General features: G+C 60.3%; 20 protein-coding genes. 17 read left to right on the top strand and 3 right to left on the bottom strand.

The genetic code is table 11. The annotated features are described in order from the left end of the window. Positions 1-11: 11 nt before the first annotated feature. Positions 12-2,657, bottom strand: a complete 2,646-nt coding sequence (aceE, locus tag AB4N91_RS24495) for a pyruvate dehydrogenase (acetyl-transferring), homodimeric type (protein WP_010464306.1) — start codon at positions 2,655-2,657, stop codon at positions 12-14. Between the two features lie 262 nt (positions 2,658-2,919). Here aceE and AB4N91_RS24490 point away from each other — a divergent pair, with 262 nt between their 5' ends. The 17 genes from AB4N91_RS24490 (at position 2,920) to AB4N91_RS24410 (ending at position 22,314) form a co-directional block, all read left to right on the top strand. After that, positions 2,920-3,045 (top strand): hypothetical protein, encoded by a 126-nt coding sequence (locus AB4N91_RS24490; protein WP_256580097.1) that lies wholly within the window; start codon positions 2,920-2,922, stop codon positions 3,043-3,045. Further along, complete coding sequence (gene glnE / locus AB4N91_RS24485; protein ID WP_411960353.1) at positions 3,042-5,981, top strand: bifunctional [glutamate--ammonia ligase]-adenylyl-L-tyrosine phosphorylase/[glutamate--ammonia-ligase] adenylyltransferase; 2,940 nt, start codon at positions 3,042-3,044, stop codon at positions 5,979-5,981. Before AB4N91_RS24490 ends, glnE begins: the two co-directional genes overlap by 4 nt. A 307-nt stretch (positions 5,982-6,288) precedes the next feature. Continuing rightward, positions 6,289-7,323 (top strand): lipopolysaccharide heptosyltransferase II, encoded by a 1,035-nt coding sequence (waaF, locus tag AB4N91_RS24480; protein WP_010464302.1) that lies wholly within the window; start codon positions 6,289-6,291, stop codon positions 7,321-7,323. 1 nt (position 7,324) lies between these two features. Next, complete coding sequence (gene waaC, locus AB4N91_RS24475) at positions 7,325-8,386, top strand: lipopolysaccharide heptosyltransferase I (RefSeq protein ID WP_077747648.1); 1,062 nt, start codon at positions 7,325-7,327, stop codon at positions 8,384-8,386. Beyond that, positions 8,386-9,507 carry a glycosyltransferase family 4 protein gene (locus AB4N91_RS24470; protein WP_077747649.1) on the top strand — a complete coding sequence of 374 codons (1,122 nt, stop codon included), beginning with the start codon at positions 8,386-8,388 and terminating at the stop codon, positions 9,505-9,507. Before waaC ends, AB4N91_RS24470 begins: the two co-directional genes overlap by 1 nt. Then, positions 9,507-10,313 (top strand): lipopolysaccharide core heptose(I) kinase RfaP, encoded by an 807-nt coding sequence (gene rfaP / locus AB4N91_RS24465; protein ID WP_314640125.1) that lies wholly within the window; start codon positions 9,507-9,509, stop codon positions 10,311-10,313. The genes AB4N91_RS24470 and rfaP overlap by 1 nt, the downstream gene beginning before the upstream one ends. Further along, positions 10,313-11,047, top strand: coding sequence for a lipopolysaccharide kinase InaA family protein (locus AB4N91_RS24460; RefSeq protein ID WP_010464295.1), 735 nt, complete (start codon positions 10,313-10,315; stop codon positions 11,045-11,047). Before rfaP ends, AB4N91_RS24460 begins: the two co-directional genes overlap by 1 nt. Continuing rightward, positions 11,044-11,796, top strand: coding sequence for a lipopolysaccharide kinase InaA family protein (locus AB4N91_RS24455; protein ID WP_288114408.1), 753 nt, complete (start codon positions 11,044-11,046; stop codon positions 11,794-11,796). The genes AB4N91_RS24460 and AB4N91_RS24455 overlap by 4 nt, the downstream gene beginning before the upstream one ends. After that, a complete protein-coding gene (locus AB4N91_RS24450; protein WP_154502778.1) occupies positions 11,796-13,247 on the top strand; it encodes a lipopolysaccharide kinase InaA family protein in 1,452 nt (483 codons plus the stop codon). Before AB4N91_RS24455 ends, AB4N91_RS24450 begins: the two co-directional genes overlap by 1 nt. A gap of 238 nt (positions 13,248-13,485) precedes the next feature. Then, on the top strand, positions 13,486-13,821 hold the full coding sequence (locus AB4N91_RS24445; RefSeq protein ID WP_083375197.1) for a YceK/YidQ family lipoprotein: 336 nt from the start codon (positions 13,486-13,488) through the stop codon (positions 13,819-13,821). A 313-nt stretch (positions 13,822-14,134) separates the two neighbouring features. Beyond that, complete coding sequence (locus AB4N91_RS24440) at positions 14,135-15,892, top strand: carbamoyltransferase family protein (protein ID WP_010464288.1); 1,758 nt, start codon at positions 14,135-14,137, stop codon at positions 15,890-15,892. Continuing rightward, entirely contained in the window at positions 15,876-17,006 is a 1,131-nt protein-coding gene (locus AB4N91_RS24435; RefSeq protein ID WP_083375196.1) for a glycosyltransferase, read from the top strand. The genes AB4N91_RS24440 and AB4N91_RS24435 overlap by 17 nt, the downstream gene beginning before the upstream one ends. After that, the gene (locus AB4N91_RS24430) at positions 17,006-17,902 is read left to right on the top strand and encodes an antimicrobial resistance protein Mig-14 (protein WP_077747655.1); all 897 of its coding nucleotides are present in this window, start codon (positions 17,006-17,008) and stop codon (positions 17,900-17,902) included. The genes AB4N91_RS24435 and AB4N91_RS24430 overlap by 1 nt, the downstream gene beginning before the upstream one ends. An 8-nt stretch (positions 17,903-17,910) precedes the next feature. Continuing rightward, a complete protein-coding gene (locus tag AB4N91_RS24425; protein ID WP_221108111.1) occupies positions 17,911-19,344 on the top strand; it encodes a PIG-L deacetylase family protein in 1,434 nt (477 codons plus the stop codon). A 53-nt stretch (positions 19,345-19,397) separates the two neighbouring features. Then, positions 19,398-20,282 carry a DUF6625 family protein gene (locus tag AB4N91_RS24420; RefSeq protein WP_010464281.1) on the top strand — a complete coding sequence of 295 codons (885 nt, stop codon included), beginning with the start codon at positions 19,398-19,400 and terminating at the stop codon, positions 20,280-20,282. After that, positions 20,279-21,433 carry a glycosyltransferase family 4 protein gene (locus AB4N91_RS24415; RefSeq protein ID WP_145310713.1) on the top strand — a complete coding sequence of 385 codons (1,155 nt, stop codon included), beginning with the start codon at positions 20,279-20,281 and terminating at the stop codon, positions 21,431-21,433. The genes AB4N91_RS24420 and AB4N91_RS24415 overlap by 4 nt, the downstream gene beginning before the upstream one ends. Further along, positions 21,430-22,314 (top strand): glycosyltransferase, encoded by an 885-nt coding sequence (locus AB4N91_RS24410; RefSeq protein ID WP_010464275.1) that lies wholly within the window; start codon positions 21,430-21,432, stop codon positions 22,312-22,314. The genes AB4N91_RS24415 and AB4N91_RS24410 overlap by 4 nt, the downstream gene beginning before the upstream one ends. Before the next feature lie 101 nt (positions 22,315-22,415). Here the strand turns inward: AB4N91_RS24410 and AB4N91_RS24405 are convergent, their stop codons facing one another. Together AB4N91_RS24405 and AB4N91_RS24400 are read right to left on the bottom strand one after the other, a co-directional pair. Continuing rightward, positions 22,416-23,633: an acyltransferase family protein gene (locus AB4N91_RS24405; protein WP_102593655.1), complete on the bottom strand. Its 1,218-nt coding sequence runs from the start codon at positions 23,631-23,633 to the stop codon at positions 22,416-22,418. Then, positions 23,633-25,315, bottom strand: a complete 1,683-nt coding sequence (locus AB4N91_RS24400; protein ID WP_460111838.1) for an O-antigen ligase family protein — start codon at positions 25,313-25,315, stop codon at positions 23,633-23,635. The genes AB4N91_RS24405 and AB4N91_RS24400 overlap by 1 nt, the downstream gene beginning before the upstream one ends. Position 25,316: the final 1 nt, after the last annotated feature.

Raw genomic sequence — 25,316 nt, 5'->3', positions numbered from 1 at the left:
AGAGTGTCTCCTCAGCAGTCCAGTGGGTTGCGTTTTTCCGGGTTGATCCCGAACTTGGCGATGGCCTCGGCCACCACTTTAGGTTCGATGTCACCACGGTCAGCCAAGGCTTCCAGGGCTGCCAACACCACGAAATGACGGTCGACTTCGAAGAAGTGACGCAGCTTCTTGCGGCTGTCACTGCGGCCGAAACCGTCGGTGCCCAGGACTTTGAATTCCTTGGACGGGACCCACTGACGAATTTGCTCAGCGAACAGCTTCATGTAGTCGGTAGACGCGATGACCGGACCTTTACGGCCGTTCAGGCACTCTTCGACATAGCTCAGTTTAGGCTTCTGGCCCGGATGCAGACGGTTGGTGCGCTCGACGGCCAGGCCATCGCGACGCAGTTCGTTGAAGCTGGTAACGCTCCAGACGTCGGCGGCAACGTTGAACTCTTCACGCAGAATTTTCGCCGCTTCACGGACTTCACGCAGGATGGTGCCGGAGCCCATCAGCTGAACGTGGTGCGCCGCTTCGCGGGTGTCTTCTTCGAGCAGGTACATGCCCTTGATGATGCCTTCCTCGACACCGGCCGGCATGGCTGGCTGCTGATAGGACTCGTTCATCACGGTGATGTAGTAGAAAACGTCCTGCTGCTCTTCGGTCATCTTCTTCATGCCGTCCTGGATGATCACCGCCAGCTCGTAGCCGTAGGTTGGATCAAAGGTGCGGCAGTTCGGGATGGTGGCAGCCAGGATGTGGCTGTGACCGTCTTCGTGTTGCAGGCCTTCGCCGTTCAGCGTGGTCCGGCCGGCGGTGCCGCCGATCAGGAAGCCACGGGTACGGCTGTCGCCTGCAGCCCAAGCCAGGTCGCCGATGCGCTGGAAGCCGAACATCGAATAGAAGATGTAGAACGGCAGCATTGGCTGGTTGTGGCTGGAGTACGAAGTACCGGCTGCAATGAAGGAGCTCATGGCGCCCGCTTCGTTGATGCCTTCTTCGAGGATCTGGCCCTTCTTGTCTTCCTTGTAGAACATCACCTGGTCTTTATCGACTGGCTCGTAGAGCTGGCCGACGGACGAGTAGATGCCCAACTGACGGAACATGCCTTCCATACCGAAGGTACGGGCTTCGTCCGGGATGATCGGGACGATGCGCGGGCCGATTTCCTTGTCCTTGACCAGCTGCGCGAGGATCCGCACGAAGGCCATGGTGGTGGAGATTTCACGGTCGCCCGAACCATCAAGAATCGCCTTGAGGGTATCGAGCGACGGGGTCGGCACGCTGAAGCTTTGCGCGCGGCGCTGTGGCACAAAACCGCCCAGTGCAGTGCGGCGCTCGCTCAGGTAGCGGGCTTCGGCGCTGTTTGGCTCTGGCTTGAAGAACGGCAGGTTTTCCAGCTCTTCGTCGCGAACCGGAATGTCGAAACGATCGCGGAACAGCTTCAGGCTTTCAACATCAACCTTCTTGGTGTTGTGCGCGGTGTTTTTCGCTTCGCCGGCACCGGTGCCATAACCCTTGATGGTCTTGGCCAGGATGACGGTCGGTTGTTCTTTGTGGTTGACCGCTTCGTGGTACGCCGCGTAGACCTTGTACGGGTCGTGGCCGCCACGGTTGAGTTTCCAGATCTCGTCGTCGGACAGATCAGCAACCATCGCCTTGAGTTCTGGCGAGTTGAAGAAGTGTTCACGCACGAACGCGCCGTCTTTGGCTTTGTAGTTCTGGTACTCGCCGTCGATGACTTCGTCCATGCGACGTTGCAGGATACCGTCGACGTCTTTGGCCAGCAGTGGGTCCCAGAAACGGCCCCAGATGACCTTGGTCACGTTCCACTGAGCACCACGGAACACGCCTTCGAGTTCCTGGATGATTTTGCCGTTGCCGCGAACCGGGCCGTCGAGGCGCTGCAGGTTGCAGTTGATGACGAAGATCAGGTTGTCGAGCTTCTCGCGGCCAGCCAGCGAGATCGCGCCCAGGGATTCTGGCTCGTCGCACTCGCCGTCGCCCAGGAAGCACCAGACTTTCTGCTTGCCTTCAGGGATGAAACCACGGGCTTCCAGGTACTTCATGAAACGTGCCTGGTAGATCGCCTGGATCGGGCCCAGACCCATGGATACGGTCGGGAACTGCCAGAAATCAGGCATCAGCCAAGGGTGCGGGTAGGAAGACAGGCCTTGACCATCGACTTCCTGGCGGAAGTTGTTCATCTGGTCTTCGGTGATGCGGCCTTCCATGAACGCACGGGCGTAAACGCCTGGCGAGGTGTGGCCCTGGAAGTAGATCAGGTCGCCGCCGTGTTCATCGGTCGGGGCCTGGAAGAAATAGTTGAAGCCGATGTCATACAGGGTGGCGCTGGAGGCGAAGCTGGAGATGTGACCGCCCAGGTCCGAATCTTTCAGGTTCGTGCGCATCACCATGGCCATCGCGTTCCAGCGTACCAGCGAGCGAATGCGGCGTTCCATGAACAGGTCGCCAGGCATGCGTGCTTCGTGGGTAACGGGAATGGTGTTGCGGTATGGCGTGGTGATGGCGTAAGGCAACTGCGAACCGCTGCGGGTTGCGAGTTCGCCCATACGGGTCATCAGATAGTGAGCGCGGTCTTCGCCTTCTTTGTCGAGAACCGATTCCAGGGCGTCCAGCCATTCCTGGGTTTCGACGGGATCGAGGTCTTGCATGGCTTGCTCCAGGGCGGAAAGGCTTCCAGAATCGGTTGCCTGAGTTTGCGACTGGCCTTGTGGGCAGACGATATAAATTCTTGGATTGCCGAGTGGTAGGTTCCGGCGACGTGTAGTTTTACTACAAATCATCGGGCATTTCAGCTATCTGGATGTATATACGAGTAGTAAAACTACAGATGAGCGGCTTGTGGCCTCCGGCTGCGTTGTGAGAATAATCGTTAAGGTTGGTCTTTTGCCAACCGAAAAAGGTGAAAGCTTGATGCTGCCTGCCAAAAATAAAGAAATTTCAGCTATTTCTAACCTTTGTTCGACAGTCGATCACGTAGTGCGTTTTGAAAAATCACTACATGCCGCCCTCTACACGCCGATCAAGGATAGACCATGAGCCTCCCTCCGCTTGCCGAACTGCCCGGCATTCTCCTGCCGTTTGTCACCCGCGCCGAGCAGTCGTTCCGTACCGCCGTTGCCGAGTTGGAAGATGACCATGGCCTGTCTGCCTGGACAGCTGAGCGCTGGGCGCAATTCGCCCGCGTCACCGCCGCCAGCGATTTCGTGACCGAACAGAGTGTGCGTGACCCCTTGATGTTGCTGGCGCTGGTGCAGTCCGGCGAACTGGACCGCAGCTTTGCACCCGGCGAGTTGTGCGGGCAGATAGCGGCAGCGGTGAATGCGGCCGAAACCGATGACGAGCTCGGTCGCGCCTTGCGCCGTCAGCGCACCCGTCAGCAAGTGCGGATCATCTGGCGCGACCTGACTCGTCAGGCTGATCTGGTCCAGACCTGCCGCGACCTCTCGGACATGGCCGATGCGAGCATCGATCAGGCCTATCAGTGGTTGTACTCGCGGCATTGCCAGCAGTTCGGCGTGCCCACCGGCCGGCGTAGCGGCGAGCCGCAGCAGATGGTCATCCTAGGCATGGGCAAGCTCGGTGCAGTGGAGCTCAACCTGTCATCGGACATCGACCTGATCTTCGCCTACCCCGAGGGCGGCGAAACCGTCGGCGTGAAACGCTCGCTGGATAACCAGGAATTCTTCATTCGTCTCGGCCAGCGCCTGATCAAGGCGCTGGACCCGATGACCGTCGACGGTTTTGTGTTCCGGGTCGACATGCGTCTGCGGCCTTACGGCTCGGCCGGTGCCCTGGTGTTGAGCTTCAACGCGCTGGAGCAGTATTACCAGGACCAGGGCCGCGACTGGGAACGCTACGCGATGATCAAGTCGCGGGTGGTGGCTGGCGATCAAGTGGCCGGCGCGCAACTGCAAGAGATGCTGCGCCCGTTCGTTTACCGGCGTTACCTCGACTTCTCGGCGATCGAAGCGCTGCGCACCATGAAGCAGCTGATCCAGCAGGAAGTGCGGCGCAAAGGCATGGCCGACAACATCAAGCTCGGCTCGGGCGGCATCCGCGAAGTGGAGTTTATCGCCCAGGCGTTCCAGCTGATCCACGGCGGTCGCGACCTGAGCCTGCAGCAACGCCCTCTATTAAAAGTACTGAGCACCCTGGAAGGTCAGGGTTACCTGCCGCCGGCGGTGATCAGCGAGCTGCGCGAAGGCTATGAATTCCTGCGGTACACCGAGCACGCGATCCAGGCGATTGCCGACCGCCAGACCCAGATGCTGCCGGACGGTGCGCAGGATCAGGCGCGCATTGCCTTTATGCTGGGCTTCGCTGACTGGGAGGCTTTCCATGCGCAGCTTATGTATTGGCGAGGCCGCGTGGCCTGGCACTTTGGACAAGTGATCGCCGATCCCGATGAAGAGGAAGGCACCGAAAGCGAAGTGGTGGTCGGCGGCGAATGGCTGCCGCTGTGGGAAGAGGCCCAGGATGAAGAAGCCGCCTGCCGTCAGTTGGAAGAGGGCGGTTTTGCCGATGCCACCAAGGCACTGAAAGCGTTGGCCGGTTTGCGCAGCAGCCCGCAGTTGCGCGCGATGCAGCGTTTGGGGCGCGAACGCCTCGATGCATTTATTCCGCGTTTGCTGGCTCAGGCGGTCGAGCATGCCAATCCGGATCTGGTACTTGAGCGCGTGCTGCCGTTGGTTGAAGCGGTGGCCCGTCGCTCGGCGTATCTGGTGCTGCTGACCGAGAACCCCGGCGCCCTGCGCCGCTTGCTGACCTTGTGCGCGGCAAGCCCATGGATCGCCGAGCAGATCACCCGCTTCCCGCTGCTGCTCGACGAATTGCTCAATGAAGGTCGATTGTTCAAGCCCCCCCTGGCGCCGGAACTGGCCGCCGAGTTGCGCGAGCGCCTGACGCGGATTCCCGAAGACGACCTCGAACAGCAAATGGAAGCCCTGCGCCATTTCAAACTGGCGCACCGCTTGCGGGTCGCCGCTTCGGAAATCGCCGGCAGCCTGCCGTTGATGAAAGTCAGCGATTACCTGACCTGGCTGGCTGAAGCGATCCTCGCACAAGTACTCGCCCTGGCCTGGCGCCAGACCGTGGCCAAATATGGCACGCCACTGCGCACCGACGGCACGTTGTGCGATCCGGGCTTCATCATTGTCGGTTATGGGAAAGTCGGCGGACTGGAATTGGGGCATGGTTCGGACCTGGACCTGGTGTTCATCCATGACGGTGATCCGCAGGCGGAAACCGACGGAGCGAAACCTATCGACGGCGCGCAGTTTTTCACCCGGTTGGGGCAGCGGATCATTCATTTGATTACGACCCAGACCAACTCCGGCCAGCTGTATGAAGTCGATATGCGCCTGCGGCCGTCCGGCGCCTCGGGGTTGCTGGTGAGCTCGGTCGGGGCGTTTGCCCGCTACCAGGAAAACGAAGCCTGGACCTGGGAACATCAGGCACTGGTGCGGGCCCGGGTGCTGGTGGGCAGCCAGGATGTCGGCCAGGCATTCGAGAGGGTGCGCGCGGCGATATTGGGCAAGCACCGGGACCTGGCGACCTTGCGTCAGGAGGTGAGCGAGATGCGCGCCAAGATGCGCGATAACCTCGGTAGCAAGAGCACCGCAGCCGGCACGGCGGCAAATGCCTTCGAGGCCACGGCGCCATTCGATCTCAAGCAGGACGCCGGAGGTATCGTCGATATTGAATTTATGGTGCAATACGCGGCCCTGGCGTGGTCCGAAACACACCCGCCATTGCTGCGCTGGACGGATAACATCCGCATTCTGGAAGAGCTGGAACACGAAGGGCTGATGCCTGCCGAAGACGCCAGCCTGCTACGCGAGGCCTACAAGGCCTACCGTTCCGCCGCACACCGGCAGGCCTTGCAGAAGGACCCCGGGGTGATACCGGGTGACCAGTTTGTCGATGAGCGTCGGCAGGTATTGCGGATCTGGCGTGAACTAGGGTTAAGCTGAAACGCGCGAGTTGAAGCAACAAGATTCAAATGTGGGAGCGAGCCTGCTCGCGAAGGCGGGGTGTCAGTCGCCATCGATGCTGGATGTGACGGCCCCTTCGCGAGCAGGCTCGCTCCCACAGTAGATCTGCTATGTATCGCAGAACGATGCACACCAAATCCCAATGTGGGAGCGAGCCTGCTCGCGATAGCGGAGTGACAGTCGACAGCAATGTTGAAGGTGATGACCCATCGCAAGCCGACAGGCTCCCGCAGTGATTCTCGAGGCGGGGAGGCGTATGCCTCCCCGGTTCGTTTATGGAAACCACATGAAAATTCTGATCGTTGGGCCCAGTTGGGTCGGTGACATGGTGATGGCGCAGACACTGTTTCAGTGTCTCAAGCAACGCCACCCGCAATGCGAAATCGACGTCCTGGCCCCCGAATGGAGCCGGCCGATCCTGGAGCGCATGCCCGAAGTCCGTCAGGCCTTGAGCTTTCCGCTCGGCCATGGCGCCTTGGAGCTGGCGACGCGTCGGCGCATCGGCAAATCCCTGGCCGGCCAGTACGATCAGGCGATCCTGCTGCCGAACTCCTTGAAGTCGGCGCTGGTGCCGTTCTTCGCCGGCATCCCGAAACGCACCGGCTGGCGCGGCGAGTTCCGCTACGGCCTGCTTAATGACGTGCGCACGCTGGATAAAGAACGTTATCCGCTGATGATCGAGCGCTTCATGGCGCTGGCATTTGAGCGCGGTGCCGAACTGCCGACACCGTATCCACGGCCAAGCCTGCAGATCGACCCGGTCACCCGCGAGGCGGCGCTGGCCAAGTTCGGCCTGACCCTCGACCGCCCGGTGTTGGCCCTGTGCCCAGGTGCAGAGTTCGGCGAATCCAAGCGCTGGCCGTCCGAGCATTACGCCAAGGTCGCCGAAGCGAAGATCCGCGAAGGCTGGCAAGTCTGGCTGTTCGGTTCGAAAAACGATCACGCGGTCGGCGAGGACATCCGCGCGCGGCTGATTCCCGGCCTGCGCGAAGAGTCGGTCAACCTCAGCGGCGGCACCTCCCTGGCCGAAGCCATCGACCTGATGTCCTGCGCCGATTCGGTGGTGTCCAACGACTCCGGCCTGATGCACGTCGCCGCTGCGCTCAACCGCCCGCTGGTGGCCGTCTACGGTTCGACATCGCCGGGCTTCACGCCACCCTTGGCCGAGCACGTCGAGATTGTGCGCCTGGGCCTCGAATGCAGCCCGTGCTTCGATCGCACCTGCCGCTTCGGTCATTACAACTGCCTGCGCCAGCTCATGCCGCAAGCGGTGAACGAAGCCTTGCAGCGGTTGCAGGGCACTGTGGTCGAGGTCAAATAGCTTGCGCGTTCTGTTGATCAAGACATCTTCGCTGGGCGACGTGATTCACGCGTTGCCCGCGTTGACCGACGCGGCGCGGGCGATCCCCGGCATCACGTTCGACTGGGTGGTGGAAGAAGGCTTCGCCGAGATCCCGACCTGGCACCCGGCCGTGGGCAAGGTGATCCCGGTGGCGATCCGTCGCTGGCGCAAGAACCTCTGGCAAACCCTCAAGAGTGGCGAGTGGAAGCGCTTCAAACAAAGCGTTCGCGCCACCCGATACGATCTGGTGATTGATGCCCAGGGCCTGCTCAAAAGCGCCTGGTTGACGCGCTATGTCAAAGCGCCGGTCGCCGGGCTCGACAAGGACTCGGCGCGCGAGCCCATCGCCGCACGTTTCTATTCCCGTCGTCTGGCCGTGGGCCGTGGACAACACGCGGTAGAGCGGGTGCGTCAATTGTTCGCTCTGGCCTTGGGCTACGACCTGCCCAAAGGCCTGGGCGATTACGGCTTGAACGTCGAGCGCCTGGTGGAACTGCCGCGCAAGAACCCTTATGTGCTGTTTCTGCACGGCACCACGTGGGACACCAAGCACTGGCCGGAAGCCTATTGGCGCGAACTGGCCGAGCGCGTTGGCTATCTCGGTGTTGCCGTGAAGCTGCCGTGGGGCAATCCGGTCGAGAAGGCCCGGGCCGAACGCATCGCCGCCGGGTTCCGGCATGTCGAAGTGCTGCCCAAACTGAACCTGGCCGGTGTCGGCAAAGTATTGGCTGGCGCTCAAGCCTGCGTGGCCGTGGACACCGGCCTCGGTCATCTGGCCGCCGCGCTCGACGTACCGACCCTGTCGCTGTTCGGTCCGACCAACCCGGGCCTGACCGGCGCCTACGGCAAGGCGCAGATTCACATCGCCAGCGATTTCCCCTGCGCGCCGTGCCTGCAAAAGAAATGTACGTATCAACCGACGGCCGAAGATGCCCGTCAGTTCGACCTGAAACGCGAGTGGCCCCTGTGCTTCACGCGTCTGAATCCCGAGCGTGTCGCGACCCGACTGAGCACGTTGTTACTGGCTGAGGAGCTGCGCTGATGCAATTGGCATTCGTCTTGTACAAGTACTTTCCGTTCGGGGGGTTGCAGCGCGATTTCATGCGCATCGCCCTGGAGTGCCAACAGCGCGGCCATCAGATTCGCGTCTACACGCTGATCTGGGAAGGCGATGTCCCGCCGGGTTTCGAAGTGCTGGTGGCGCCGGTCAAGGCGTTCTTCAATCATCGCCGTAATGAAAAGCTCAGCGAGTGGATGGAAGCGGACCTGGCCAAGCGTCCTGTGGACCGTCTGATCGGCTTCAACAAGATGCCGGGCCTGGACGTTTACTACGCCGCCGATGGTTGCTTTGAAGACAAGGCGCAGAACCTGCGCAACTCGCTGTACCGTCGTTGGGGCCGCTACCGGCACTTCGCCGAGTACGAGCGCGCGGTGTTCGCCAAGGACGCCAAGACGGAAGTGCTGATGATTTCCGAAGTCCAGCAGCCGCTGTTCATCAAACATTACGACACACCGCTGGAACGCTTCCATTTGCTGCCGCCGGGGATCTCCCAGGACCGGCGCGCACCCGCCAATGCCGCCGAAATCCGAGCCGATTTCCGTCGCGAATTCAACCTCAAGGACGATGAGCTGCTGCTGGTGCAGATCGGCTCCGGGTTCAAGACCAAGGGGGTGGATCGCAGCCTCAAGGCGCTGGCCGCGTTGCCCGCTGATCTGAAGAAACGCACCCGGCTGTTTGTAATTGGCCAGGATGACCCCAAATTATTCCAGATGCAGAGCGCCACTTTGGGGCTCGGCGACAACGTGACGTTCCTCAAGGGGCGCAGCGATATCCCACGTTTCCTGCTGGGTGCCGACCTGCTGATTCATCCGGCGTATAACGAAAACACCGGGACTGTGTTGCTCGAAGCCCTGGTGGCCGGGTTGCCGGTATTGGTGAGCGCGGTCTGTGGTTACGCCCATTACATCGCCGAGGCCGACGCCGGCCTGGTGTTGGACGAACCGTTCGATCAGGCGCAGCTGACCCAGTACCTGACCGGCATGTTGAACGACGCTCAAGCACGGGCGGCCTGGAGCCGCAACGGTCTGGCCTTCGCTGAGACGGCCGACCTCTACAGCATGCCGCAGCACGCGGCCGATGTGATTCTGGCGGAGCACGCTTAATGAAGTTGATGCTGGCTGAACCGTTCAAGAGCCTTTGGGCCGGACGCGATGCGTTCACCGAAGTGGAAGGCTTGCAGGGCGAGGTTTACCGTGAACTGGAAGCGCGCCGGACCTTGCGCACTGAAGTAAACGGCAATGGCTTTTTCGTGAAGATCCACCGTGGCATCGGCTGGGGCGAGATCTTCAAGAACCTGCTGACGGCCAAGCTGCCGGTACTCGGCGCGGGTCAGGAGTGGAAGGCCATTCAGCGCCTCAAAGAAGTCGGCGTACCGACTATGACCGCCGTCGCTTATGGCGAAAAGGGTAGCAACCCGGCGGATCAACACTCGTTTATCGTCACCGAAGAGCTGGCGCCCACCGTTAGCCTCGAAGACTTCAGCATCGACTGGATCAAGAACCCGCCCGAGCCCAGACTCAAGCGCGCGCTGATCGCCGAAGTCGCGCGCATGACCGGCATGATGCACCGCGCCGGGGTCAACCACCGCGACTGCTACATCTGCCACTTCCTGCTGCACACCGATAAACCGGTGACGGCTGATGACTTCAAGCTCTCGGTGATCGACCTGCACCGCGCCCAGACCCGGCCGGCCATTACCCAGCGCTGGCGCAACAAGGATCTGGCGGCGTTGTACTTTTCGGCCCTGGACATCGGCCTGACCCAACGCGACAAACTGCGATTCCTCAAAGGCTACTTCCAGCAGCCATTGCGCCAGATTCTGGCTGAAGAAGCGCCGCTGCTCGCCTGGCTTGAAGGCAAAGCCAACAAACTTTACGACCGTAAACAGCGATACGGGGATGCGCTCTGATGCCCGGTTGGAAGCTGGAACCTGCTTACAGCGATCTGACGGAAGATTTTGGCAGCCTGGAAGCAGTGTTTGCGCTTCAGGGTGAACGCCTGACCCGCGACCCGTTGTCCGAGGTCATCCGCGTCAATCGCAACGGCGTCAATTATTACGTCAAGCGCTACGTGGGTGCCGGCAAAGGCCTGCGCCGCTACCTGGGCAAACCCCGGGTCAAGGCCGAATGGCAGAACCTCAAGCGCTTCGCCAAGTGGGGCATTCCGACCGCTGAAGTGGTTGCCTGGGGGCTGGAGCGGCGAGGCGCGGCGTATGCTCGTGGCGCGATGATCACCCGCGAACTGCCCAACACCGAAGACTTGTCGGCCCTCGCCGACCGCCACGATCCCAAGCTGGCGGACCGCGCCTGGGTCGATTCCGTCAGCCGTCAGTTGGCCGGTTACACCCGGACCATGCACGACAACCGTTTCACCCATAACGATTTGAAGTGGCGTAATCTGCTGATCGACGATGAGGCCAAGCTGTTCCTGATCGATTGCCCCAACGGCGATTTCTGGCGCGGCTTCTGGCTCAAATACCGGATCACCAAAGACCTGGCCTGCCTCGACAAGGTGGCGAAATATCACCTGTCGGCCACCCAGCGCCTGCGCTTTTACCTGCAATACCGCCAGCGTGACCGGCTGAATGCCGACGACAAAAAACGCATCCGGCACGTGGTGAGATTTTTCGAGGGGCGCGAATGACTGATTTCCTGGCCGCTGAAGACCGTGCGCTGCTTGAGCGCCATGGCCTCGGCACGTTCGATGCACTCTGGGACAAGCAACTTGAGGCGGTGGATGAGCCCAACACCGTCAGTGGCGGCTGGAGTAGCGTGTTTCGGCTGGATCTGGAAGGTCATGGCTACTACCTCAAGCGCCAGAGCAACTACCTGACGCGCACCTTCCATGCGCCGTTCGGCGAACCGAGTTTTGCCCGCGAGTTTCGCAACATCAGTCGTTATCAGAAGCTGGGTATTCCGGCGCTGAAAGCGGCGTTTTTTGGTGAGCGCAAAGTCGATGGGGAAGTGCGGGCGGTTCTGCTGACCCGTGCGTTGGACGGTTGGGATGACCTGGATTCGCTGTTACAGCGCTGGTCGGACCTGAGCGAAGCGCAACACACGGCCATCATGAAAGCCTGTGGCGAGCTGGCGCGGCGCCTGCACGGCGTGCGCCAGCTTCACGGCTGCTTCTACCCCAAGCACATTTTCCTCCAGGCCACGGGTGACGGTTATCAGGCGCAGTTGATCGACCTGGAAAAAACCCGGCCGTTGCTGTTCGGCCAGCGTGACCGGGTCAAGGACCTGGAACCGTTGCTGCGCCGCGCGCCGGAGTGGACCGAAGCGCAGTTGCGCGAATTGCTGGCGGTTTATGTGGATCAGCCACGGGACAGTTCGCTGGTGGACAGTTGGGTTTCGCGCCTCACCGCGCGACGTAGTCACAAGGAGGCGCGCTGATGCGTTTGTCCGAATTGAAAGGCGCGGGCCGCAGCCCGAGCCTGCCGATGAGTATTTCACTGGCCGATGCTGCCGGTCCCGCCGAGTTGCAGTTGCTGAGCTTGTTGCGCGTATTGCCGGGGCAGCGTTATGTCGGCGCCGGCGTGTGGCGCGGCCGGCCGGTGCTGGCCAAGTTGTTGGTCGGCGGCAAGGCGGCGCGGCATTTTCAGCGTGAACTGGACGGCGTGCGTTTGCTCGCCGATCAAGGGCTGACCACTCCGCAGTTGCTGGTGGACGGCCTGAAAGAGGGCGAGGGCGGCTGGCTACTGTTCGATTTCCTCGAAGGCGCCGAGAGCCTGGGGGAGACCTGGAAAAAAGTCGAACACTTGCCGGTGCTGGCTGATATGCAAGGGGCCGTGTTGGCCGAGGCGTTAGGCGCTATCGGCCAAATGCATCGCAAGGGGCTCTGGCAGGAAGACCTTCATCTGGACAATCTCCTGCGTCAGCGAGGTCGGCTGTACCTGATCGATGGCGGCGGAGTCTGTGCTGAAACCCCGGGCCAGCCGCTGTCACGGCAGAAAGTCCTGGAAAACCTCGGCGTATTTTTCGCCCAGTTGCCCAAGTCTTTGGAACCGTTCACCGAAGAATTGCTGGTGTATTACCTGCTGAGTAACGGCGAACACGCCTTGCCGATGGAAGCGTTGCAGAAGCAGATCGACAAGGTTCGCAGCTGGCGCTTGAAGGACTACCTGATCAAGGTGGGGCGCGAGTGTTCGTTGTTCAGCGTCCAGCGCGGGCCTTTTGGCTTGCGGGCTATTCGTCGTGAAGAAGAGGCGGCGATGCTGCCGGTGCTGGAACAGGCCGATGCCTTGCTCGATCAGGGCCATCTGTACAAGACTGGCGGTGCAGCGAGTGTAGGAAAAGTCGAGGTTGGTGGTCGGACGCTGGTGATCAAGCGCTACAACATCAAAGGCTTTGCCCACTGGCTCAAACGCTTCTGGCGTCCGAGCCGTGCCTGGCACTCGTGGCGCGAAGGCAATCGCCTCGCGTTCCTCGGCATCGCCACGCCCAAACCGCTGGCGTTGCTGGAGAAGCGTTTTCTCTGGCTGCGCAGCCGGGCGTACTTGATCACTGAGTATCTGCCGGGGCCGGACATCATCGAGCGCTTTGCGCCGTACGTTGAAAAGGGTGATGCGCCCGAAGCTGAATTGGTGGCGCTGGATCATTTGTTTGCCGAGCTGATCCGCGAGCGCATCAGTCATGGGGATTTCAAGGGGCATAACCTGTTCTGGCAGCAGGATCGCTGGGCGCTGATCGATCTGGATTCGATGTGTCAGCATGGCTCTGTAGGGAGCTTTGCCCCGGCGTATGCGCGGGACCGGGCGCGGTTCATGCGTAACTGGCCCGAGAGCAGTGCGCTGTATCAGGTCATTGACCAGCGTCTGCCCAAAGACATCTCTGGCGCGGCCTGAATCAGGTCTTCGACCCTATCGTCGGAACGCCGCCCGGAGCCGGCTCGCTCCCACAGGGGCTCTGTGTTCACCGCAGATCAAATGTAGGAGCGAGCCTGCTCGCGATGGGGCCAGAACAGACACCCGAGATTAAGAGGACAAGTTCTTGTGAACCGTCCTACATGATCCCCAGACCCCGTGAACTGTGCGCTGAAGAGCCGCGATGCTAGTTTCGCCTGACGTTCACGGAGGGCAAACCTTGACCATAAAAACGGCTGTTGCAATCGGTACATTCTCACTGGCTTTATCGGGATGCGGGACCGCGCTGACGGTGCTGCAAGATGACGAAGACGCCGCTCGCGGCCTGCGAAAACAAAAAACCTACTGCCAGTCCATCCCCCGCATCTACAGCGGCCTGGCCTACGACTTCTGCATCCTGAATGCCCCGCCAGATCCCACCGGCTTCCTCGTCCCCTTTGTATTGCTGGACCTGACCCTGTCGGGGGTCATGGACACCGTTTCCTTGCCCTATACGATTTACCGCCAGGCTATCGACGGCAATCTGAGTATTTACTGGCGAGCAGGCCGCGGGTAGCGCTTTTGTAATCCGGCGGGTGATGTGTCTAGTTCTGAAACAGGTTTTCCCTGTTTCAGAAAGCGAAAAGCCCCGATGAACTCACCGAGGCTATAGCGCCGACCGGGATCTCCCAGTCCATTTGAGCAGGAGCCTATGTCGACGTCTTTCTGCTGTCAACGCGTGAGCTTGCTGCTTGCCACTTCCCGCTAGAGGCTTGCCGTCGCTTTTAAGCTATAATCCCGCCCTTTAGCTGTCTCTCGCCCCTTGCGAGGGGCACATCAATTTTTGAGGCGCTTGTCGCCTGCATGCAGACTAAAGAGGCTAGACCCCTGTGGCATTGACGATTCTTGGCCTGTCCGGCGCCCTTAGCCATGATCCTTCAGCAGCCTTGTACATCGACGGCAAGCTGGTCGCGGCGGCTGAGGAAGAGCGCTTCGTACGCGATAAACATGCAAAGAACCGCATGCCTTACGAATCGGCGAAGTTCTGCCTGGAGCAGGCAGGCATCAAGCCGTCCGACGTTGACGTGGTCGCGATTCCGTTCGCCCCGATCAGCATTTTCGGCAAGGCTCGCTGGCAGTACGCCAAGCGTTACTGGTACGCCCCGGACCGCGCACTCGACGCGATCCTGATGGGCAACCGTCGCTACAAGCGCTATCGCAACAAGATCGTCTGGTGCCTGGAGCAACTGGGCTTCGATCCGAAGAAAATCAAGATCGAGCCGGTTGAACACCACCTGGCCCACGCTTCCAGCGCTTATCACTGCTCGGGTTTCAAAGAGAAAACCGCGATCCTCGGCATCGACGGCAAGGGCGAGTACGCCACGACCTTCTTCGGTTATGGCGAAAACGGCAAGATCCACAAGATCAAGGAATTCTTTGATCCGGACTCCCTCGGCGGCCTGTACGGCGCGATCACCGAGTTCCTCGGTTTCGACATGCTGGACGGTGAGTTCAAGGTCATGGGCATGGCGCCGTACGGCGATGCCAGCAAATACGATTTCTCGCGTCTGGCCTCGTTCGAGAACGGCGAACTGGTGATCAACACCGACTACGCCAACGTGATCGGCCTGCGCCGTTATAAAGAGAAGGGCAAGGGTTACTACTTCTCGCCGAAGCTGATCGAGTGGCTGGGGCCGAAGCGCGAAGGCGACATCGCCGACGAGCCGTACATCCACTACGCCGCCAGCATTCAGGCGCTGTTCGAAAAAATTGCGCTGCAGATGATCGACTACTACCTGGGCGACGTGCTCAAGGAAACCGGCAAACTGGCCTACGCCGGTGGCTGTGCGTTGAACGTCAAGCTCAACCAGAAAATCATCGCCCGTGACGACGTCAAGGAGCTGTTCGTACAGCCTGCTTCCGGCGATGCCGGCACCGCAGTCGGCGCAGCAGCCTACGTGTCCAATGCCCGTGGCGTGCCGGTCGAGAAGATGGAACACGTCTACCTCGGCCCGTCGTACAGCAACGAAGACGTGGTCGCCGCGTGCGCCCGTCATCCGAGCAAGCCGGTCTGGCGCAAACTCGAAAACATGCCGGAAAACATCGCCAAAATCATGGTCGACGGTAACCCGGTAGCCTGGTTCCAGGGCCGCATGGAGTTCGGTCCGCGGGCCTTGGGCGGTCGTTCGATCATCGGTTGCCCGAGCGCTGTCGGCGTGGCTGACCGCATCAACCACCAGATCAAGTTCCGCGAGCGCTGGAGGCCTTTCTGCCCGTCGATGCTCGACACCGTGGCCCCGCAGATGATCAAGATCGATCACCCGGCGCCGTTCATGACCTTCACTTTCGAAGTGGCTGAAGAATGGAAGACCCGCGTGCCGGAAGTCGTCCACGAAGACGGCACGTCCCGGGCCCAGGTGCTCAAGCGCGAATACAACCCGCGTTATTACGACATGATGAAGGCGCTGGAAGTGCTGACCGGCAACGGCGTGTCGCTGAACACCTCGCTCAACCGTCGTGGCGAGCCGATGATCTGCTCGCCGACCGACGCGCTGAACATGTTCTTCGGTTCCGATCTACAGTATCTGATCATGGAAGACATCCTGGTGGTCAAAGAGGGCGCCAACGCTTATGACACGCTCGGCTGAACGCCATGTGTTGCAGTTCTGCCACGGCTATGACGGGCCGTTCCTGGACTGCGCCCGGCAGTACGCCAGCCTGTTCGCGGGGACCGGTTATCGGGTGACCACGGTCTTTTTGACCGGGGCCGCCGATAGCGAAGTCGCCGCGAACTGCGCTTCCGATGAAGTGCTGTTCATGGAATACAGCTCCAAGGCCATTCGTGGCCTGAAGCTGGGCGCCATCAGCGATCTGCGCAAGATCGCCGCCTCGCGCAATTTCAGTTTCTGCATTGCTCACCGCTTCAAGCCGATCTACATCGCCTTGCTCGGCACCTCGCTGCCGGTGATTGGTGTGCATCACGCGTTTGGCGATTACAAACGCGGCACCCGCAAACTGTTCGCGCATATTTTCCGCAAGCGCCTGAGCCTGCTCGGGGTCTCCGATGCGGTGCGTGACGACATGCGCCGTTGCCTGCCGAAATGGCCGGCCGGGCGGATTCAGACGCTGTATAACCGTGTCGATGTGCCGGCGTTGCAAACCAGCCAGGTGTCGGTGCGCGAGGCCCGGGAAACCCTCGGCCTGTCGGCGGATGCCTGGATTGTCGGCAACGTCGGACGGCTGCACCCAGACAAAGACCAGACCACGCTGCTGCACGGATTTGCCGAGGCATTGCCGGGCTTGCCGGGCAACAGTCAACTGGTGATCCTCGGCAGTGGTCGCCTGGAGGAGGACCTCAAGGCTCTGGCCCGGGAACTGGGTATCGGCGACCGCGTGTTGTTCCTCGGTCAGGTGCCGGATGCCCGTCGTTATTTCCGTGCCTTCGATGTGTTTGCCCTGAGTTCTGATCACGAACCGTTCGGCATGGTGCTGCTGGAAGCCATGGCCGCCGGTGTACCGTTGCTCGCCACCGCGTGCGGTGGGGCCAAGGAAGTCGTCGAAGGCGTCGGCATTCTGTTCCCGTTGGGCGATGCCGAACGCCTGGCCCAAGGGCTGCAACACCTGGCCGCGATGGACGACCAGCAACGTCACCAGTGTGCCGAGCTGATGCTCGATCGCCTGCGTGAGCGTTTCTCCGACCGCGCGGTACGCGATGCTTTCTGGCATTTGCCGCACGTCACTGAACTGGCACCGAGGGGCTGATGCTCAACCGATTTCAAGGCTGGCGCGAACGGGGCTGGGCGGTGGTCGACGCCTCGACTTATGCACAGGCCTGGCAACGTTTTGGCGGCAGCGTCGCGACCCATCCTCTGGTAGTTGAACGTCTGGCAAAGTTGGCCGGGATCCCGGTGCGTTACCTGGCCTGGGAAAAAAACGGTGAAGTTAAAGCCGCTATCCCGACCTGGGGCCGTGACCTGGCGCTGTCCAAAGACGTACTCAAGCGCCGTGGTAAAAAAGGCCTGTTCGACCTCGGCAATGCCGAGTTGATCCTGCCGGCCGCCGCCGATGCGCAGGCGCCGCTGCGCCATCGCGGACGTTATTTGTCGGCGCTCAACGAAGGCCGTTTCACCGGCATCAAGCTGCAGACTGAGCAACTGGCGATGGCCCGCACGCCCGAAGAGTTGTCGAAGAAGTTTCGCTACAACCAGCGCCGTGAATTGCGTCTGCTGGAAGAGGCGGGCGGGGTGGTGCGGCCGGTCGCCGAGTTTTCCAGCGCTGAGCTGGGCGCGATCTATTGCGACCTGTTCCAGCGTCGCTGGGGCTTCCCGGCCACCGGCGCCGAGCGCATGGGCGAGGTGATCGAGCTGCTGCGGGACTTGCTGATCGGCTCGGTGATTTTCCTCAACGATGCGCCGATTGCGATTCAACTGGTGTACCGCGTCGAGGCGCCGGAGTGGATCAGCGTCGAGTACATCAATGGCGGTGTCGATCCCGAAACGCGAGAGTTCAGCCCCGGCAGCGTGCTGAGTTTTCTCAATACCCAAAGTGCCTGGGAACACGCCCGCGCCCTGGGTAAACCCTTGCGGTTCTCCTTCGGCCGCGCCGACCGGGAATACAAGGACCGCTGGTGCAATCCCGTGCCGGTCTTCACCGTGTGAGTGAACCCATGAGCCGCAAACAGCAACTGCTCAAGCGCCATCGGCGCAACAAACGCATCGGCCTGTTGATCGCGCTGGTGCTGTTGATTGCCATCGGCGTGCTGGTGGCGTGGTGGTTGCCGCTGGTACTCGCGGTGCTGGGCTGGATTGCCCACGAGGCATGGTTCGCCGACCATTTGTTCTATTCGCCCAAAGACGATTACCAATACAGCTTCCCGCCCTACACCCCGCAGCCCAAGGTGCATCTGGACGGTGAGCGGTTACGCCTGGACGAAGGCGTGATGCTGGTCGACGACGCAACGCTGGTGTTGGCGCTGCGGGTAAAAAGCACGTGGCTGGGGCGCTTTATCGACCCGGTGGTCGAGTTGTTGGGTGGCGACAATCCGGACCGGCAAACCTTTGAGCGCGGTGTGAATGGCCTGCGTTACCTGAACCTCAGTGGTCAGGCGCAAGTATTGTCGCGGGGCGAGTTGCGCCTGCACGGACGCTTCTGCCGCTTGCTCGGTGAGCCTGTGCTGTGGGCGCTGGAACAACCGGATTACCGCCGCCAGCGCGTAATGGTGATCGCCCCTCATGCCGATGACGCCGAACTGGCCGCCTATGGTTTATACAGCCAGGCCGATGAAGCCTGGATCGTGACCCTCACCGCCGGTGAAATCGAAGCCGAGCATTATCAGCAGATCGGCCTGAACAAGGTCGAGGCGGCGCGGCTCAAGGGCCGTTTGCGCGCCTGGGACAGCATCGCTGTGCCGCGTTGGGCTGGCGTGCCTGAAGCGCATTGCGTGCAACTGGGTTATTTCTGCCTGCAACTGGCGGCGATGCAGGCCGCACCGGCGAAGCCGATGGGTTCCCGCGAAGCCGAATTGAGCGACACCCGCGTCTATCGCCAGTTGAATCCATTTGCCCTGCCGGGCGACGTCGACGGTGCTCCGACCTGGAACAACCTGCTGGCCGATCTGCGTGAACTGATACTGCGCGCGCGCCCTGAAGTGATCGTGCTGCCGCACCCGACGCTCGACCCGCATCCCGATCATCTCTGTGCCCAGCAAGCGGTCCTCGAAGCCTTGCGAGGCCTGGAATGGCAACCGACCACCTTGCTCGGCTACGCCAATCATCTGCACGATAACGATCGCTGGCCGATGGGCGATGCGGGGCATGGCATCGCGCTGCCGCCGGCCTTCGACTCGACCACACCGATGCAGCCTTGCTGCCTGCCGCTGTCGCTGGACCTTCAGCGTGATAAAGCTATGGCACTGGGCATGATGCATGACCTGCAACCGCCCATGCCGTTCAAGCGACGTTTGCGTCGGTTGATACAGCGTCTGCTGGCCCGTAGAGTGCCGCCCCTTTATGGCGAAAACGAATTTTTTCGCAAGGCGGTCAGACGTCATGAATTGTTATGGCTTTTGAATCATGATGAAACATCTCGACAGCAGAAATGAAGCACTTCGCTGTCTAGCATGGCCGCGTCTTAAACCACTGCAGTGATTCTTCTGTGATCAACCCACGCCCGCGCATTGTTTTTCTGATTCCGTATTTCGGCCAATGGCCGTTCTGGATGCCGTTTTTCCTGGAAAGTTGTCGTCGCAATGCCGATATCGACTGGTTGCTGTTCAGCGATTGCGGCACGCCCGATAACCTGCCACCCAACGTCACCGTCGAGTTCATGACGTTCAGCGAATACTGCGGGTTGGTGTCAAAACGGCTGGGCATCGATTTTGCACCGGATACAGCTTACAAGCTTTGCGACATCAAGCCGGCGCTGGGGCATATTCATGCCGACCGCTTGCAAGGCTATGATTTCTGGGGGTTCGGCGATATTGATCTGGTGTATGGTGACCTGCGAAGTTACTTCACCCCTGATCGTCTGGCCGGTTATGACCTGTTCTCGACTCACGAGCGGCGGGTAGCAGGGCATCTCTGCCTGATGCGCAACAACGCCCGCAAACGTGAGTTGTTCATGCAGATGAAGGACTGGCGAAAGCGCTTCACCGATCAGGAGCATCATGCGCTGGACGAGGGCGCATTCAGTCGAATCTTTCTCTGGCGCAAGAATTTCCCCGAGCCTTTGTTCACTTTGGTGGGCAAGTTCAATCCGTGGCGTCGGCGCAGCGAATTCACCGAGGCGTTCAGCACGCCGGGTGGCTGTATCAAGTGGCACGACGGCACGGATGATTTTCCGCAACGCTGGTATTGGCGTAATGGCTGTTTGAGTAATGATCGCGATGGCGATCGCCGGTTTCCGTACTTCCATTTTGTTTGCTGGAAACGCAACGAGTGGTCACGGTTACCTCCACCCGATCCAGCCGAGGTCAGGCGTATTGCCGCCGAACCGGCCTGGGTCATCGATGCGACAGGTTTTCACCGGGGAGAGTTATGAGTCAACGGTCAAAGGTTCTGCAATTGCAGCCTGACTACAACGTCAAAGCCCATGATTTTGCCGACCTCGCGGAGCAGATCGTCAAGGCGCTGCCGAGTGATCGCTATGAGGTCACGGCGGCATTCCTGCGTGGCAAACCCGGGCCGGGCGAGGCTGTGAGCCGGGCCGACCGTTCGGTGTACTTCGAGTTTTCCGACAAGTCCCTCAAGGGCATGCGCCTGCGGGCGATGTGGCAGCTGTACAAGTTTTGCCGCGCAGAAAAATTCGACGTGGTGATTTGTAACCGCTTCAAGCCGGTAAACATGATGCTGACGCTCAACCGCTGGTTGAAGGTCCCGCTGTGCATCGGCATTTCCCACGGATTTGGCGAGTACGACCGGTTTTACCGGCGTCGCCAGACCCAGCGCCTGATCGATCGTCACTGGCGTTTCGTCGGTGTGTCGCCGGCGGTCAAGCAGTACCTGTTGGACTGTGACTGCGGTTTCACCGACCAGAATACCTACGCCATTACCAACGCCATCGACATCGAGCAGGCCGAAGGCTTGCAGCACAGCCGCGAGCGTGCCCGTGAACTGCTGGGCATCGATCCGTCGGTGCGCTTGATCGGGGCGCTGGGTCGTCTGGTGCCGGTCAAGGGTCACACCTATCTGTTGCAGGCGTTTGCTGCCCTCAAAGACAAATACCCCAATACCCAGTTGGCGATCATCGGTGCCGGCCGCGAAGAGTCGCGCCTGAAATCCGAAATCGAAAGCCTGGGCCTGACCGGTCGCGCGCACCTGCTGGGCTTCAAGGAAATCGCCTTGCAGTACATTCGCGCGTTCGACATCTGGACCATGCCGTCCCTGGCTGAAGGCTTGGGACTGGCGCTGCTCGAAGGCATGAGCGGGCATCTGCCGGTGATCGCCTCCAACGTGCCGGCCATGCTGCCGTTGATCGAAGGTGCCGGCGGGTTGGCGATTACGCCAAAAGACGTGCCGAGCCTGATCACGGCACTGGATAGCTACCTCGGGCTGTCGGATGACGAGCTCAAGGTCAAGGGCGAGCAGTCCTTCCGTTATCTCCAGGAACAACATGACATCGAGGTGTTCCGCCAGGAATACCTGAACCTGATCGACTCCGGCCTGGAACAGGCCCGCAAGGAACAACCATGAGCGACGCGCAACCTCTCGTAACCGTCATCATCGCGTCGTACAACCACGCTCGCTACATAGAGGAAAGCATTCTCAGCGTCCTCAACCAGACCTATAAGAACATCGAGCTGCTGGTGGTCGACGACGGCTCCAAGGATGACAGCGTCGAGCGGATCAAGGTGTTGCAGGCGCAGTACGGTTTCGATTTCCAGGTTCAGCAGAACCAGGGGCTGACCAACACGCTCAATGGCGCCATTGCCCGTTCAAAGGGCAGCCTGATCGTGCCATTCGGTTCCGACGACATCATGCTGCCGGAGCGCATCGCGACTCAGGTGGCGTACATGGATGGCAAGCCCGAGGTCGGTATCTGCGCCGGCAACATCGAGCTGATCGACGCCGACGGCAATCTGTATCCCGAGAAGCGTCAGCGCCGTGATGTGCCGTTCCGTCGTCTGGATTTCGATGACATGTTCCTGGAGCGCAAACCCTATCCGCCCGCGCCAACCCTGATGATCCGCCGGGAAGCGCTGGACAAGGTGGGTGGGTTCGATCCGAACATCCGACTGGAAGACTTGCTGATCGAGCTGAAGGTGACCCGTGCCGGTTACTTTATCGATGGCCTGAATGTGCTGATGGCGCGCTATCGCAAGCACGCCACCAACTCCTATAAGAACCACCGCTTCATGGTCGACAACATCCTGCGCTCCTACGCGCTGTTCAGCGATCATCCGCTGTACGACGAGGTGCGTTACAAGTTCCTCAGTTCTATGTTCCTCAAGACCGCCAACCGTGACCGCAAGCTCGCCCGCGAGCTGCTGGCGCAGATCCCGTTCAGGGCCTGGAACAAGAAGACCTGGCGCGGTCTGGGGCGGCTGTATTTCTCGCCGCTGGAAAAAGACTAAGGTCGTATCGCGATCTGTGCAGCAGCTGGCGAAACCTGCGTCCGGTTGTGCCAGCTGCTACAGAGGATGCGTTATCAGCTTTGGAAAGGGGGCTGATCGCTTCAGCGAGCGACCTTCTCCGTTAGGCTCTTTTCGGCCTTTTTGCCTTGGCGCAGCCACTGCAAGAGTTTGCGGCCGGCCGACATGCCTGGCTTTTCTATGTACAAGAACGTCAGGCTACTGATGACAATCAGCAGGCACGTGCATACGGCCAGCAGCGACAGATAGGTCCAGGTGTCACGAGCGTCCAGATCCATCACCAGCGGCAGGCGTTGCACCATCACCCAAAGCACGAACCCGTGCAGCAAATAGGTGCTGTAGCTGATTTCCCCGAGCCAGCGGATGCTGCGCGGCTTGAGAGCGCCGAACAGGGTGTTTCCAGAGGCCACGATGACAAAAAACAGGGAAAGCAGCAGCAGTGGCAGCAGGTTGAACGCGCGGTTGAATGCCGTAAAGGCAATCGCCAGCGCCAGCAACGCGATAATCCCCGCCTGTCGCGTCTGACCCCAGGCCATCAAGTGTGGGCGGCGTATCCAGTACGCCGCACCAATGCCGCCCAGGAAACTCGCCAGAAAGTGCTTCTTCAGTGAGTGCTCCCACCCGACCAATTGGTACAGAGCGTAAATGCCGATCAGGCACAGCACCACTTGCAGCCAGCTGCCGCGATAAATGAAGACCATGCCGGCCAATGGCAGCGCCAGATAGAAAAACACCTCGTAGCCCAGGGTCCAGGTGACGTTGGAGATCAGCATGCCGGTTTGGTGGTACTGGTTGACGTCCGGCCGGTCGAACGTCAGCCAGGCCAGTATCTGCCCGGCCAGTCGGATGCCGGGGTCCTTGAGTTCCCAGTTCTGCAAATAGAACACCGTGACAAATACAATCAGCATCAACGGCAGGTACAACGGGTAGAGGCGAAACACCCGAGAGACTGCGAAGGCCAGCCAGTCGTGTTGACGTCCCTGAGTGAGCAATCGGTTCCAGAACAGAAAACCGGTGATCATGAAAAACAGCGCGACGCTTCCCTGGCCCAGCTGCGAGTAGAAGTTGCTTGGCGGAAATTCGATAACGCCGGTGCGCAGGAAGATCCAGGTGATGACCGAATGGTGCACGAACACACCAAACGCCAGATAGCCGCGTAGTCCGTCAATGCTGGCATAGCGGCTTTCGCCGGAATGCTCCAGGTGACGGGTGATTTTCGGAACGGCGCGCAACAACAGGGCGGCGGTCACGATGGCCAGCAGGTAGGCTGCCAGCGCAATGAACGGATTGGTTTCAGTCATCATTGAGTCCGAGCCGGGGAACTCCCGGCCAGCACTTGCCTGTGCAGGTTATCGACAGCGGATTTCGACGCCATCATGGCGTATCCCTGGAGCAGTGCTTCGAAATGGTCTTCGAACAACCAGCGCTTATCCACCGTGTAGCGCTGCATATGGCGCAGATTACGCTGACGCAGGGACAGGCTCAGCGACGAAGGATAGATGCGCATGTCGGCGACATCGATCAGGCCGAACTCGCCATCTTCCAACACCAGTACGTTACCCAGATGCAGCGAGCGGAAATAGACGCCCTGTTCATGCAGTTGCGCCATGAACTTGCCGAACCGCTCCACCAGCGCCTGACGTACCGCCGGTGCGGTAATGCCTTGCAGCACCTGACGCAACGTATTGCCCGGCAGTGGCGAGTAGTGCACGGCGCTGCTGCCATCGTCGAGCCGATACAGGTCAAGGATTTGGGGGGTGGGAATGCCGAGGTTGCGCAATTGCTCACTGTTGACCGCAAAGCGTTCGGAATAGGGGTTGAAGTTACCCGAGGTGTACCAGCGGCGTCGCCGGAACAGCTTGAGGAAGCTGCCATCGACCAGACGCAGCACTTTGGGGCCCAGACCATCTTCTTCAATCACCTGCGCATTGGCAGTCATCGTATGCATGACGGTCGATTTCAGTGACTTGACCGGCATCGCCAATAAACGTTTGGCGCGCTGGTTAATGCTCAGCGCAGCGATAAGCGCCAACGGAATCCACAGCAGGAACCAGTGTTCCTTCGGTCGGGAAATGATCCCGCCACCTTCGGTCAAACCCGCGCCGATGCCGAATACCAGCCAGGTGGACGCAATGATGAACAGCGGTTGCACGCGATGGCGCCAGCTGCTCAGCAAACCCCAGGCTTGAAAGAACAACCACGGCAGAAGGCCGAGAATGCCGACGTAATAGAGCACGCCCAATACAAAGCTGTGAGGCTCCTGAAAATTCGTACCAACCCCAGGGTCGATGGCCAGGTCCGCGTTATAGCCATGCCCGATCCACGGGTGATCAGCAATTTTGTTCAGGGCCAACTGCCAGATTTCAAAGCGATAGGAGTCGCCGCGTTCGATGATCATCTGCGAGAACAGTACGGTCACCGTTGCCCCACTGATGAGCAGCGCGCCGAGCAAGACCACGGACCTGCGACCCCAACAAATGAAACTCAGCCACAGTGACGCCAACGTCAGTGCAACCAGAGGCGTTCTTGACCCCGTTTCAAGCACCGCAGCGAACATGATGGCCATCGCCGGGATGCTCAGCCAGAGCACTTTCTGGCGCTTGCAGGTCATGCTCAAACTCAGCCAGTACGCGCAAAAAAAGCCGAAGATGTGAGAACTGAGCAAAGGATTGTCGAACGCGCCGCCACCTATCAGCCGCAGCCCGGGCTCGTAGATTCGAGCAAAGAGGCATAAGTAGTAAGCCGTGCCGATCAGGGCGACCATCGAGGCGCTGAACAACAGCGGCTGAACGATTTCACTGCGATAACGCACCAGCAAGTAACAGCCTGCAAACAACAACAATGTATGCAGTGGCGGCTTGAACTGACCGATGCTTTTGTTTTCAGGACCCCAGCACAAACTCACCAGCGCCCAGGCTGCGAACACCAGCACTGCGACGAAGATCGGTTCGCGCAGCAATTCCTTGAATTCACGGGGCCGCAAG

It is taken from the genome of Pseudomonas sp. H3_D04 (assembly GCF_054669175.1).
Note: the sequence above shows the minus strand (reverse complement) of the source record. Positions and strands in the feature narration are given on the sequence as shown.

Excerpts from the sequence above, each read along its gene's own strand:
- aceE (WP_010464306.1), bottom strand. The coding sequence starts at position 2,657 with ATGCAAGACCTCGATCCCGTCGAAACCCAGGAATGGCTGGACGCCCTG.
- AB4N91_RS24490 (WP_256580097.1), top strand. The coding sequence starts at position 2,920 with ATGCTGCCTGCCAAAAATAAAGAAATTTCAGCTATTTCTAACCTTTGT.
- glnE (WP_411960353.1), top strand. The coding sequence starts at position 3,042 with ATGAGCCTCCCTCCGCTTGCCGAACTGCCCGGCATTCTCCTGCCGTTT.
- waaF (WP_010464302.1), top strand. The coding sequence starts at position 6,289 with ATGAAAATTCTGATCGTTGGGCCCAGTTGGGTCGGTGACATGGTGATG.
- AB4N91_RS24470 (WP_077747649.1), top strand. The coding sequence starts at position 8,386 with ATGCAATTGGCATTCGTCTTGTACAAGTACTTTCCGTTCGGGGGGTTG.
- rfaP (WP_314640125.1), top strand. The coding sequence starts at position 9,507 with ATGAAGTTGATGCTGGCTGAACCGTTCAAGAGCCTTTGGGCCGGACGC.
- AB4N91_RS24460 (WP_010464295.1), top strand. The coding sequence starts at position 10,313 with ATGCCCGGTTGGAAGCTGGAACCTGCTTACAGCGATCTGACGGAAGAT.
- AB4N91_RS24455 (WP_288114408.1), top strand. The coding sequence starts at position 11,044 with ATGACTGATTTCCTGGCCGCTGAAGACCGTGCGCTGCTTGAGCGCCAT.
- AB4N91_RS24450 (WP_154502778.1), top strand. The coding sequence starts at position 11,796 with ATGCGTTTGTCCGAATTGAAAGGCGCGGGCCGCAGCCCGAGCCTGCCG.
- AB4N91_RS24435 (WP_083375196.1), top strand. The coding sequence starts at position 15,876 with ATGACACGCTCGGCTGAACGCCATGTGTTGCAGTTCTGCCACGGCTAT.
- AB4N91_RS24430 (WP_077747655.1), top strand. The coding sequence starts at position 17,006 with ATGCTCAACCGATTTCAAGGCTGGCGCGAACGGGGCTGGGCGGTGGTC.
- AB4N91_RS24425 (WP_221108111.1), top strand. The coding sequence starts at position 17,911 with ATGAGCCGCAAACAGCAACTGCTCAAGCGCCATCGGCGCAACAAACGC.
- AB4N91_RS24415 (WP_145310713.1), top strand. The coding sequence starts at position 20,279 with ATGAGTCAACGGTCAAAGGTTCTGCAATTGCAGCCTGACTACAACGTC.
- AB4N91_RS24410 (WP_010464275.1), top strand. The coding sequence starts at position 21,430 with ATGAGCGACGCGCAACCTCTCGTAACCGTCATCATCGCGTCGTACAAC.
- AB4N91_RS24405 (WP_102593655.1), bottom strand. The coding sequence starts at position 23,633 with ATGACTGAAACCAATCCGTTCATTGCGCTGGCAGCCTACCTGCTGGCC.